The sequence below is a fragment of the Arthrobacter sp. StoSoilB5 genome (assembly GCF_019977235.1).
Taxonomy (GTDB): domain Bacteria; phylum Actinomycetota; class Actinomycetes; order Actinomycetales; family Micrococcaceae; genus Arthrobacter.
Genome location: NZ_AP024646.1, coordinates 5264969 through 5277368, shown reverse-complemented (window position 1 = coordinate 5277368; position 12400 = coordinate 5264969). Strand labels below are relative to the sequence as shown.

Here is a 12400-nt window from a genome sequence, read left to right as displayed (position 1 = left end):
TTCTCCTGAATTCAATTGGCTTTATTTGCTGTGCCCAATTCCGGCAATTTTCTGCAATGAAAGGAGGTGAACCACATGCCAAAGCGCCCCAAGGACCTGCGCTTCTACAAGAGCAGCGATGCTCCCAAAGAACGCACGCTGTTCAACGACCAGCTGCTCAAGCAAGGTCGTGAAGACGTCTTCGTCGTCCTGCACCAGATGGGACTCATCCGTTGATGACCTTCAGCCCTTCCGAAGGAGTTTCCGGTGCCGCACATGCATGCTGAACCGTAGGAAGCCCACGCGGCTGCGCGTGGGCTTCCCCCCTTTTAAACTGGCTGGTCAGCGCCCTTGCTGCTTCGTCACCGCCACTTTGGTGGCGATACTCAAGCTGGCTGACTGTAAGCTCAATTCATGCAGGAGACGAAGCCGCACAGGCAGCGAAAACGTGCCCGCTTTGTGGTTCCAAGCCGCAGCGACTCCTTGCTTCGCAACTTCACGGAGATTGTGGGCGGACCCTTGGGCCGCCACTCGTCTCCAGGAAAGGTCTCCCCCGCGCCGTTCACTGTTGAACGGGTACTGGTTATCCTCACCGTGATAGCGGCCCTCCTGGCCGTGCTGGCAAAGGACTATTGCCGCGTCAACGGCTGGGAGACCCCAACACAGTTTTACGCCACGTGCTACTCCGACTTCCCCGAACTCTTCCGGAACCGCGGACTGGGCGATGGAGTCTTCCCCTTCTTCACGCAAGGAAGCTTGTTTGAGTACCCGGTCCTCATGGGGATCATCGCAGGCCTGACGGCTCTGCTCGTACCCGGCCAGGGCGTAAGCAACGAACGTATTCTGGGTTACTTCGACGTCAACGCGACGCTGATTGTGGCGGTATGGATTATTACCGTCCTCCTCACCGCCCGGATGAACAAGCGGCGCCCCTGGGATGCGGCGATGGTGGCCCTTGCCCCGGGAATCGTTCTTGCCGGGTTCATCAATTGGGACATGTGGGCGGTGGCACTGCTTGCGTTGGCCATGTACTTCTTCTCCCGCGACAAATTGGTCCTGGCGGGAGTCTGCATCGGACTGGGCACGGCCACCAAGCTCTATCCAGTCCTGATTCTCGGCGCTATTTTGGTGCTGGCACTGCGCAGCGGTCGTCTACGGGTGTTCTTCACGACTGCCGCCGCTGCCGCTGCCTCGTGGCTGGCGGTCAACCTCCCCATCGCCGCAATGAACCTTTCCGGCTGGCGCTACTTCTTCGAATTCACGCAGGACCGGCCCGCCGGATACAGCTCGCCCTGGTTCGCGTTCAACCTCGTGGCCGATCGGCTTCAATGGACCCAACTCAACGCTGCCACTATCAACTCGCTAGCGCTGAATCTGTTCGTCATTGCTTGTGTATTGATCGGCGCCCTGGCTTTGGTGGCTCCGCGGCGTCCGCGCATGGCCCAGCTGGCGTTCCTGATTGTGGCCGCATTCATCCTTACGAACAAGGTCTACTCCCCCCAGTTCGTTATCTGGCTCATCCCGCTCCTTGCCCTTGCACGGCCGCGCTGGAGGGACTTCCTGGTATGGCAGGCCGCCGAAGGACTGCACTGGGCTGCCATCTGGATGTACCTGGGGCAGGCGACCAGCGGTGGGCCCGTACAGCACAACATAGACATGTCCTACTACGTCCTGGCTGTGGGTCTGCACATGGTTGCAACGGCCTACCTGATGGCGAGGGTGGTGGCTGACATCTGGGACCCGTCGCAGGATCCCTTGCGTGCACTGGGTGAGGATGATCCCCATGGCGGGCCCTTCGAGGGCACCAAGGATTGGCTCAGGATCGATGTCCTCCATCCGTCCGCGTCAGTTCTCCCCTGGCGTTCAAAGGTTGAGCCTGCCGCGCCTACAGCACCCCGACACATGGAGGTTGGTAGCGATGGCTGATGTCGCCGTCGTCGGTTCTGGTCCCAACGGCCTTGCCGCCGCAGTGATCATGGCGCGCGCAGGCTTGGACGTGCACGTGTACGAGGCCGCCGAGGCCATTGGAGGCGGGACACGGACCAGCGAGCTGATCGAGCCGGGATATCTGCACGATGTATGCTCCGCGGTGCATCCAATGGCACTGGCGTCTCCCTTCTTCAAGGAATTCGACCTCGCGAGGCGCATTGAGCTGCGCCTGCCTGAAGTCCAGCACGGCACCCCCTTGGACGTGGGTGGAGCGGCTCTCGCATACCAGTCCTTGGAACGGACATCCATGGAACTCGGGGTGGACGGCCCTGCGTACCGTCGCCTGATGTCGCCCCTCCTTGCGCGCCTCAACGGGGTGGTGGACTTTACGTCGAACCAGTTGCTCCGCATGCCCAAGGATCCTCTGGCGGCTCTGCTATTTGGCCTCGCGACCCTTGATCAGGGAACACCGATCTGGGGTCGGCGCTTCCGGGAAGAGGCTGCTCCTGCACTGCTGACCGGCGTGATGTCGCACGCTTTGGGCTCACAGCCATCGCTCAGTTCGACAGGCGCCGGACTCTTGCTGGCGGTCCTGGCTCACGCGGGCGGATGGGTGGTGCCCGTTGGCGGATCGGCAGCTATCGCGCGTGCCATGGCAGACGACATCACAGCCCACGGCGGAACGATCCACACCGGTGTGCGTGTGGATTCCTTGGACCAGGTCAGGCCGGCAAAGGCTATCCTGCTGGACGTTGCGCCTCCGACGCTCGCCCGCCTGGGCGGTGCTGAGATTCCTGAAAACTATCGTCGGGCGCTGGATACATTCCGCTTTGGGAATGCGGCCTGCAAAGTGGACTACATCCTGTCCGAACCTGTTCCTTGGCTCGTACCCGGGCTGAAAAGGGCTGGGACGGTTCATGTGGGCGGTTCGCGTTTGGCGATGGCTGAGGCAGAGAATCTCGTAGCGCTTGGCAAGCATCCCTCGGAGCCCTATGTCCTGGTCTCCCAGCCCTCGCTGGTGGATGCTTCCCGTGCACCGGCTGGCAAGCACATTCTCTGGAGCTACTGCCATGTGCCCGCTGGATCAGACGTAGATATGGCCGAAGCCGTGACGGCACGGATTGAGCGGTACGCGCCCGGCTTCCGGGATGTTGTGGTGGCCTCAAAGACCACGACGGCGGCAGAACTGGCCGCGTACAACGAGAATTACGTGGGCGGTGACTTCAGCGCGGGCCTCTTGGATCTGCGGGGCTTGGTGCAGCGGCCAGTAGTGTCCAACGTGCCGTGGCGTACGCCCATGCCCGGGGTGTATTTGTGTTCTTCATCCACCCCGCCCGGCCCTGGTGTGACGGGGATGCCCGGGTACCATGCGGCGAAGCATGCCCTCAAGGACATATTCCATGTGCCGGTACCCGGGCTAGGCCTGACTGTCGGTTAGCTAGTTCGCAGCAGTGAAGCGCGCGCGGCGGTGAGCCGGGTTTTCGATCTCATCCAGCATGGCAACGGCGTAGTCCTGCGAGGAGATGCTGCTGCCGGCAGGCGAATCCTTGGCCACGATGTATTCGCCGGTACGCTCACCCGGCTGAATCACAGGGGCGGGCGCAAGTACAGTCCAGTCGACGTCCTCGGAGGTCTGCTTGACTGCTTCCAGTGCTTTCGCGGCGGTGGTGGCTTCCGCCTTGTATGCCTCGGGGAAGTCCGGCGAGTCGAGGAGCCGGACGCCGTCTACCTCGAGGGTGCCTGCACCGCCAACGATCATCAGGCGGGTTCCTTCGGCGTTGCTGTAAGCCGTGGCCATGGCATCGAGCCACTCTGCATGGTCGCCGCCGGTGCGGCTGGGACCCGTAGCCAGCACAACGACGTCGTGTTCCTTTGCAACGGAGGCGAAGGCCTGGGCATCCGCCAAATCGGCTGCTTGGGCGGTTGTACCGGCGATCTCGGCACCCTTGCGGGAGATTGCCGTGACTTCGTGGCCGCGGGTGATGGATTCGTTGACGATCTGGCTGCCGACCATGCCCGTTGCGCCGTAGACTGCGATTTTCATTGCTCTCCTATGGGTTGCTATCCTTGCAATGACCCAACGGTATCCATTGGATACTGATAGCTTCAAAGGAACTGAGTTACCTCGTGGATACCAATGCCTTACCAGGCAACATCCTGGACCCCAATTGCCCCTCCCGCGTCATCTTCCAAAGGATTGGCGACAAGTGGGCGTCGCTGGTCATTCAAGTGCTCGGTGACGGGCCGGTCCGCTTCTCGGAGCTGCGAAAGATGGTTCACGTTGTCACCCCGAAGGTCCTCACCCAGACGCTGCGTGCCTTGGAGCGCGATGGGCTCATCACCCGGACCGTCCACGCCCAGGTTCCACCGCGTGTGGACTACGGACTCACGCCGATGGGTGAATCCCTGTTGCAGCCGTTATCGCTGCTGCGCGAATGGGCCGAGAGTCACGTCCCCACCATCCTGGAAGCCCGCGACGCCTACGACGACGCGCAGGACGAAGCGCTCCTCAGCTCCCCCTAGTGGGGCTGGGCGGACGGGACTTGGGCGCGGCTGATTCGTCCGTCGCGCATGGTCGCCACGGAGTCTGTGAGGGGAAGGAATTCGGCATCGTGCGTGACCATGACCGTTGCAGTCCCGAACTCGTCTGTCACCCTCCGCAACAGCCGGACGATCGATTCGCTCCGTTCGTGGTCCAGGGCTGCGGTGGGCTCATCCACCAGGAGCACGGTGGGGCTGCCCATGAGCGCCCGAGCGATATTCACGCGCTGGCGCTGCCCGCCGGATAATTGGTGTGGCCGTTTGTGCGCAGATCCCGCCAGGCCGACGACGTCGAGTAACGCTTCGGCTTTCGGGCGGGCACTGCGGGCCGTTTGGCGGCGCAAATGCTCCCGGATGAGCAACTGCTCGACGGCGGTCAGTGCCGGCAGCAGGTTGGGTTGCTGGAAGATGATGCCCACCTTGTCCCGGCGCAGGGCTGTGCGCTCGGCCTCCTTCAGGGCGGAGACGTCCTGCCCGTCGATGATGACGATTCCGGCGGTGGGTTTCACGAGCGTGGCCGCCACGGCGAGCAAAGAGGATTTGCCGGAGCCGGACGGGCCCACGAGGGAGAGGAACTCACCCTTGGTGACTGCGAGATCCACGGAGTCCAGGGCTTTGAGGGTGGAACCGCCGTCTGGGTATTCGAGGGAGATGTTGACCAGGTTCAGTGCTTTACTCACGGTGTATGCCTTTCAAGGAATGTTATTAGTTGCCGCCGAGGGCCAGCAGGGGATCCACTGTGGTGACTTTGCGGACAGCCAGGACGGCGCCGCCCAGGCCAAGGATGACGATTCCCGCCACCGGCAGCAGCGTGGTCAGGGGAGTGATCAGGAAAGGCGCCGCTTGGGCAGCGAAGACTCCCCCGGCCAGGCCAATGGCACCACCCACGGCTGTGCCGGCCAGCAACACCAAGGCAGCTTGGGCCAATGCATCCCGCAGGACGTAGCCCGAGGAGGCACCCAGCGCTTTGAGCACGGCGATGTCGCGGGTGCGCTGCACGGTCCACACGGTCAGGAAGGCCACGATGACCAACGCCGAGATGCCGTAAAGAAATGCCTGCATGAGCATGAGCGAACCGTTCTCGCTCTTGTAAGAGCCCAATGCTTGGAATGAACCCACGGGATCCGTGCTGACCGTGCCAGCCGCGGCGTTGGCGACGTCGAGATCCACGGAAGTTCCGGCGTCGTGCGTTAAAGCGATGACGGTGGCGGTGCCGGGCGAGGCGTGGGCGATGGATCGCCAGGTATCCAGGGTTGTCCAGACCACGCCGGTGTGTGAGTACCACTGGTCCTCCACGATGGCCGAGACAGTCAGATCTGTCCCGCCCACACGGACGCTGCTGCCAGCCTCCAACGCCAGTTCCTTTGCCAGGGATTGCCCTACGACCACGGTCCCCCCATCCACAGCGGACGGAGCTAGCTTGCCGCCAAAGACTGCGACATTCGCCGTGCCGCTCGGAGTGCCACCGTCACCCAAGGACTGGAAACGGGTTTGGCTGATTCCGAGCGCCTGGGCGGAGGTGACGCCCGGCTGTTCCCGCCACGACTCAACCTGGGTTGTGGACACCTCTGACTCCGTGTACGACGCCTTGGGCTCACCGCCGGCAGGTGCGCCGAAGACAATCTGCTGGGCGGGCAGGGCTGCGATGGCCGACGTCGACTGGTTGCCCAGTCCCGCTGTTAGCCCGGACAGCATGACCAGCAGCAGCGTGATCAGGGCGACGACGCTGCCCATGAGCGCAAAGCGTCCCTTGGCGAAACGGATGTCGCGGATGGCAAGAAACATCACAATCCTTTGTTTGTAGGCGGGCTTGGTCCCGGTCCCATCAACTCTTCCGGCGATGGCCCGGCGGGACATCAGGAGCCGGATGGATTGGCAGGCGCCGTGCGGTTGATCGAGCGATCATCCGAATGGTTGATTCAGGCCTCAGTACGCCGATTCCGGGCGGTTCGGGAGATTGTCGCGGCTACGCTGGAAGGCATGCAGTCCCCCACCGGCGCCGCCACAATCCTTCGCGTGCTGCGCGTCTGCCTGCACGTGGGCTTCGCGGTGTTGCTGTTGGTGGCGATCGTGCGTTTGCTGACCGGTGTTGGATCCGCCGGGACGCCCTCTCCCGTGGCTGTGGTGGCTGGACTGGGATTGTCCGCTCTGTTGGCCCTCATCTATCTCTCCGGAACCATCCTGGAGAAACGCCACGCCGGTAATGCCTCCAGCTTCGATCCCACACCGTACTCAGGCTGGTGGCTCGGGACAGTGATGCTGCTGTGGCTGCTGCTCCTGCTGGTCAGCGGTGACTTTGCATGGGTGGCCTTCCCGCTGTTCTTTCTGCAATTGCACCTGCTCCCCCGGCGGCTGGCATTGCCCGCGATCGCAGCGAGCACTGCCCTGCTGGTGGGCGCCTTGTGGTTCCACGGCAGGGGACTATCCGACGGCGGCCTGCAGCTCGCCATGGTGCTGGGACCGGTGTTCGGGGCCGGTTTCGCCGTGGTGACGGGGCTGGCGTACCGGGCTTTGTTCGTCGAGGCGGAGAACCAGCGACTCGTGGCTGATGACCTGCGCCGAACCCGCGCCGAGCTCGCGCAAACCCAGCACGATGCCGGGGTCCTGGCTGAGCGCGAACGGTTGGCCCGGGAAATACACGACACCTTGGCACAGGGGTTCTCCAGCATTGTCCTCATGGGCAGGTCGGCGGAGAAAGCGCTGGAGGGCGGCGACGTGGCGGCCGTTAAGGAGCGGCTGAGGATTGTCCAGGACACGGCATCGGCCAACCTGGCGGAGGCCCGGAGTTTTGTACGGGGACTGCGTTCACCGGATCTTGAGCAGTCTGGACTGGTGGACACTCTGCGGCGGCTCTGCGAAAAGACCGAGACCGAGGCCGCTGCCCGGGGTACGGCCTTGCGTTGCCGCTTCGAGCTGGTGGGCACGCCTGTGGAGCTACCCAACACGTACCAGACCACCCTGCTCCGGGCCGCCCAGGCTTCCCTTGCGAACGTATGGGCGCACGCCCACGGGCGGTCCGCCGTCGTGACCTTGTCCTTCCTCGGCTCGGAGGTGACGTTGGACGTTTTCGACGACGGCATCGGTTTTGAGCCGTCGACGGCGGCCGATGCAGCGCGCGGCGACGGCACCGGCGTCGGACTTCAGAGCCTCCGTGAAAGGTTGGCCGCGCTGGACGGCAGCCTGGACGTTGAGTCAGCGCCTGGCGAAGGAACTGTGGTGGCCATTCGGGTGCCCCTGCCGGGTGGGTCGGAGTGAGCGACATCCGCGTCCTACTGGTGGACGACCATCCTGTGGTTAGGGCGGGGCTTCGCGCCATGCTCGCCGACTTCCCAGGTATCAGCGTCGTAGCCGAAGCCGCGGACGGCGATGCCGCGCTGTCCGAACTGCGAAAATTGCACGCACTGGGTGAACCCGTGGACTTGGTGCTCATGGACCTGCAAATGGGCAGCGGCATGGACGGCGTCACGGCCACGGAAAAGATCAAGGCCGGCGAGGCCGGAACTCCCCCGCCGCCTGTGCTCATCCTCACCACCTACGACACCGACGCCGATATTCTCGCCGCCGTTGAAGCCGGCGCGAGTGGCTACATGCTGAAGGACGCTCCACCGGAGCAGATTCGGCAGGCGGTGGTCTCCGCTGCTGCGGGCCAAACCGCGTTGGCGCCGGAGGTCGCGGCGCGTCTTATGGGCCGGATCCGGAACCCCTCGCCGGCTTTGAGCCCGCGGGAGATTGAGCTGCTGGAACTCCTGGCGACCGGACTCGGTAACCGGGCCATTGCACGGCAACTCTTCATCTCAGAGGCCACGGTGAAGACGCACTTGGTCCACATTTACTCGAAGCTTGGCGTGGATAACCGCACGGCAGCCATCGCCGTCGCGACGCAGCGAAGGATCATCCGCGGGCAGTAGTTGGGTGCCAATTTTGGTGAAACGGTTGACCTTTCGCCCGCGAGCAGTGACGATTGGTGCACGTTTCGTTATGAGTTAGATCACAAACTGTCACTCGTCGAAAGTTGGCCCCACATGTCCTCACCCTCCATGGGTCTATCCGGCGCTGCCCTGAACAGCTCCGGACGCACCAGAAAAGGCTCGCTAGCCAGGAAAGCCGCGTCCCTCGGCCTCGCCTCGCTGCTTCTCGCAGGCGGCATCCCCGCCCTGACCTTCGCAACGGCAGCAAATGCCGCTCCCGGAGATCCCGCCACCATCAAGACAGTCACCCCGGAAGTGCCTGTCGACGCAGCCGGAGTACCCCTCGGAGCGGTGACCGGATTCACCCAGTCCGGAAACGTCGTCGACCTCTCCACCGAGCAGGGCGCCATCCGCGTCACGTTCCTGGACGACGGCAACTTCCGGCTCGAAGCCGACCCCAGCGGCAAGTTCGCGGACCCCGCCAACACCGACCAAGGAGACCCGGCAAGAACCGCCAACATCGTGGTGGGCAAGGACAAGTTCGCCGGCTCCACCCCGAACATCACCGACGGTGACTGGCTGGTCCTGAAGACCGCCAGGATCACAGTCGAGATCAACAAGGCCACCACCCAACTTCGCGTGCTGAGGGCAGACGGTTCCCTGGTCCTGGAGGAGTCTGCCCCCATCACTTTCGGGTCGAATTCCGCCACGCAGCACCTTGCCCAGCAGGACGGCGAGCAGTTCATCGGCGGCGGCATGCAGAATGGCCGGTCCGTCCACACCGGCGCCCTGATCAACATCGCCCGGAACTTTGACTGGGATGACGATGGCTATCCCAACGCCGTTCCGTACTACATGTCCTCCAAGGGGTACGGCGTCCTTCGGGACACTTTCGCCCGCGGCTCCTACAACTTCGGCGGCCAGCCGACCACCACGCATGAGGAGAAGCGGTTCGACGCCTACTACTTCGTGGGCGACTACAAACAGTCCCTGAACGCTTACACCACGCTGACCGGCAAGCCGATAATGCCGCCGGTCTATGCCTTGGAATACGGCGACGCCGATTGCTACAACCGCTCCAACCCCGGCTATTCGTCGTCCGGCTTTGGCGATCCCGACGGCGCCAAGCAGCGTACGCCCGACGCCATCAAGACGGCACGGAAGTTCGTTGAGAACGATATGCCTGCCGGCTGGATGTTGGTCAATGACGGCTACGGCTGCGAATACCAGCAACTCCCGGAAACAGTGAACAACATCGAGGAAGAAACTGACCTCAAAGTTGGCCTCTGGACACAGCGTTCCCTCACCAACCAGGAGTACGAAGTTGGCGAGGCCGGAGTACGGCTGCGCAAGCTTGACGTCGCTTGGGTGGGCCAGGGTTACCGCCAGGCGCTTACCGGTTGCGAGGCCGCGCACGGTGGCATCGAACAGTATTCGAACGCCCGCGGCACTTCACTCATGGTTGAAGGCTGGGCCGGCTCCCAGCGTTGCGGCATGCAGTGGACGGGCGACCATTCAGGAAACCTCGACGCCGTTCGCTGGCAGGTCTCGGCCCTCACCGGTGCTGGAAACTCGGGATTGGCATTCACCACCGGCGATGTGGACGGCATCTTCGGCGGCTCGCCCGAGTCCTACGTCCGCGACCTTCAGTGGAAGGCCTTCGCTCCGGCGCTCTACTCAATGTCCGGCTGGGCGGCCACGGACAAGCGTCCGTGGCTCTACGGCGACCAGGCCACGGCTATCAACCGCCAGTACCTGCAACTCCGTCAGCAGCTTATGCCGTTCATCTACACACTCGCCCACAACGCCTCTGACACAGGCGTCTCTATGATGCGCTCCATGGCTCTGGAGTTCCCCGACCAGCAATGGTCCTACGGTGCCGAGGCGAACAACCAGTTCATGTTGGGCTCCGATTTCCTTGTGGCTCCGGTTTTCACCCAGACGGACGTCCGCAACGGGATCTTCCTCCCCGCTGGCGAGCAATGGGTGGATTACTGGACCGGCAAGCTCTACCAGGGCGGCCAGATCCTCAACGGCTACAACGCGCCACTGGACAAGCTGCCGGTCTTCGTCCGTGCCGGAGCAGTGGTGCCGCAGGGCATCGTGGCACGCAACGCCTCTTTGGTCCCGGAAGACTCCATGATCACCTTGGACGTCTTCGCACAGGGCAAGAGCGCCTTCACGCTCTACGAGGACGACAAAGTAACCCGCGAGTACAAGGACGGCAAGGCCTCCAGCCAGCTGTTCGAAGTGAATGCTCCGGGCAAGGGTGACAGCAGCGTCAAGGTGACCATCAATGAGCGGAAGGGCGACTACAACGGCAAGGCCACAGCTCGCCCCTACCAGCTCAAGGTCCACGCCGGGGCAGCGCCCAAGGATGTCATGATCGGCGGCACCAAGCTCGCTCAGCACAGCAACAAGGATGCCTATGATGCAGCATCAACCGGCTGGTACTTCGACGAGGCCAACAACGGCACCGTCTTCGTGAAGACCGGCTCCATCGCCTCCAACGCGTCTGCCACGATCCAGCTTCAGCAGGCCGGCGCGCTCGGTGGCAAGAGCCAGGAAGACACCGCTGCTGAAGTTCGCGTCACAACGGGACAGCAGGTATTCCAGGACCAGGAAACCACTGTTACGGCGGCGTTCGTCAACACCGGTAGCAAGGCCAAGACCAATGTCGTGATGTCAACGGTGCTGCCGGAGGGCTGGACCGTCGTTTCTTCCTCCGGAACCACTGCAGCCAAGGTCGAAGCAGGTGCGTCAGCCACCGCCACGTTCGTCATCTCACCCGGCTCCAGCGCTAAGGCGGGACAACAGACCGTGCGGGTCTCGGCGTCGTACGCTGCCTCTGACTCAAGCGAGCAGTCGGTGACGGGCGCTAACCAGATCTACGTCGCATACGGCTCGCTGGCGGCGGCATACAACACCGTTTCCGTCACTACTTTGGCCGGTAAGGCGCTCGGAAACTTCGACGGCGGAGGGGCCACCTTCGCTGCCGAGCAGCTGGCTGCCGCTCCCATTCCCGCAGGCGGCGTACGGCCTGGCAGTACTGTGACGGTGGAAGCGGGCACGCCCAAGCAGGTGGAGTACACCTGGCCAGCGGTGGGCCCGGATGTCCCCAACTCTGTAGCGCTCTCCGCACAGACGATCGCCGTCAAGGGCAAGGGAACGCACTTGGCCGTCCTCGGATCGGCCGCTGTGGGCAACGGGACCAGCCCGACCCTGACGCTGACATATACCGATGGAAGCATGGAAAAGCAGTCCATCTTCTTCCCCAACTGGTTGCAGCCATCGGTGCTCAACGGGGCCGTGGTGGCGGTGTCCGAACTAGGCCGCAACAACGCGAACGGTCCGTCCCCGGAATATACGCAGTACAAGTACCAGGCGTTCTCCAACACGGTCCGGCTCAACCCCACCAAGGAACTGGCGTCCGTCACGCTGCCCACGGACACTCGGGTGAAGTTCTTCGACTGGAAGGTGACATCGCAGCCGCTGCCTGACGTGCCGCACGGCACGGTGTACGCCTCCGAAACCCCGTGGGTCCAGGCCCTCAATGGCTACGGCGTGATAGGTAAGAATGTGGCTAACAAGGACTCGGCGTCGTCGCCTGACAAGCCTTTGGCCATCAACTACACCGACCCTGCCACAGGCAAACAGCCGGTCTTCGCCAAGGGCCTGGGTGTTCATGCCGCATCCAGGATCACGTACTACCTGGGCGGCAAATGCACGGCGTTCACCTCGCAGGTCGGTCTTGAGAGCGGCTTTGGCGGCAACATCATCTTCAAGGTCAATGCCGATGGAGTGAACAAGTACCAGTCGCGCACGTACACTCCGGGGTTCGCTCCGGAGTCGGTGTCCGTGGATCTGACTGGTGCGGCATATGTGGAGCTCGTTGTGGATCCGTCCGGTTCCATCAACGGCGCGCATGGCGTCTGGGGTGATGCCAAGTTCACCTGTGCCCCGTAATCGGACTCTCCAGAGCCCGCCCCGCCCCGCTCCATTGGGCGGGGCGGGTCCGGGTTGTGGTCGCGACGAGAAACTGT

General features: G+C 63.2%; 10 protein-coding genes. 7 read left to right on the top strand and 3 right to left on the bottom strand.

Features of this window, described 5'->3' with window-relative positions; genetic code table 11:
• The first annotated feature begins 75 nt into the window (after positions 1–75).
• From LDN75_RS24030 to LDN75_RS24020, 3 genes are all read left to right on the top strand, one after another.
• Positions 76–216, top strand: a complete 141-nt coding sequence (locus tag LDN75_RS24030; protein ID WP_223935169.1) for a hypothetical protein — start codon at positions 76–78, stop codon at positions 214–216.
• Positions 217–393: 177 nt separating this feature from the next.
• A complete protein-coding gene (locus tag LDN75_RS24025) occupies positions 394–1905 on the top strand; it encodes a glycosyltransferase 87 family protein (protein WP_223935168.1) in 1512 nt (503 codons plus the stop codon).
• Positions 1898–3346 (top strand): NAD(P)/FAD-dependent oxidoreductase, encoded by a 1449-nt coding sequence (locus LDN75_RS24020; RefSeq protein ID WP_223935167.1) that lies wholly within the window; start codon positions 1898–1900, stop codon positions 3344–3346. The genes LDN75_RS24025 and LDN75_RS24020 overlap by 8 nt, the downstream gene beginning before the upstream one ends.
• Here LDN75_RS24020 and LDN75_RS24015 read toward each other — a convergent pair whose 3' ends face one another.
• Complete coding sequence (locus LDN75_RS24015; protein ID WP_223935166.1) at positions 3347–3952, bottom strand: NAD(P)H-binding protein; 606 nt, start codon at positions 3950–3952, stop codon at positions 3347–3349. It lies immediately after the preceding gene.
• 83 nt (positions 3953–4035) lie between these two features.
• Between LDN75_RS24015 and LDN75_RS24010 the strand changes: the two genes are divergently transcribed.
• Positions 4036–4431: a helix-turn-helix domain-containing protein gene (locus tag LDN75_RS24010; RefSeq protein WP_223935165.1), complete on the top strand. Its 396-nt coding sequence runs from the start codon at positions 4036–4038 to the stop codon at positions 4429–4431.
• Here the strand turns inward: LDN75_RS24010 and LDN75_RS24005 are convergent.
• Both LDN75_RS24005 and LDN75_RS24000 read right to left on the bottom strand, forming a co-directional pair.
• On the bottom strand, positions 4428–5129 hold the full coding sequence (locus tag LDN75_RS24005) for an ABC transporter ATP-binding protein (RefSeq protein ID WP_223935164.1): 702 nt from the start codon (positions 5127–5129) through the stop codon (positions 4428–4430). The two genes, LDN75_RS24010 and LDN75_RS24005, sit on opposite strands and share 4 nt — an antisense overlap.
• A 25-nt stretch (positions 5130–5154) precedes the next feature.
• Entirely contained in the window at positions 5155–6234 is a 1080-nt protein-coding gene (locus LDN75_RS24000) for an ABC transporter permease (RefSeq protein WP_223935163.1), read from the bottom strand.
• A gap of 195 nt (positions 6235–6429) precedes the next feature.
• Between LDN75_RS24000 and LDN75_RS23995 the strand changes: the two genes are divergently transcribed.
• From LDN75_RS23995 to LDN75_RS23985, 3 genes are all read left to right on the top strand, one after another.
• On the top strand, positions 6430–7704 hold the full coding sequence (locus LDN75_RS23995; protein WP_223937678.1) for a sensor histidine kinase: 1275 nt from the start codon (positions 6430–6432) through the stop codon (positions 7702–7704).
• Positions 7701–8357 carry a response regulator transcription factor gene (locus tag LDN75_RS23990; RefSeq protein WP_223935162.1) on the top strand — a complete coding sequence of 219 codons (657 nt, stop codon included), beginning with the start codon at positions 7701–7703 and terminating at the stop codon, positions 8355–8357. Before LDN75_RS23995 ends, LDN75_RS23990 begins: the two co-directional genes overlap by 4 nt.
• Before the next feature lie 114 nt (positions 8358–8471).
• The gene (locus tag LDN75_RS23985) at positions 8472–12323 is read left to right on the top strand and encodes an NPCBM/NEW2 domain-containing protein (protein WP_223935161.1); all 3852 of its coding nucleotides are present in this window, start codon (positions 8472–8474) and stop codon (positions 12321–12323) included.
• Positions 12324–12400: the final 77 nt, after the last annotated feature.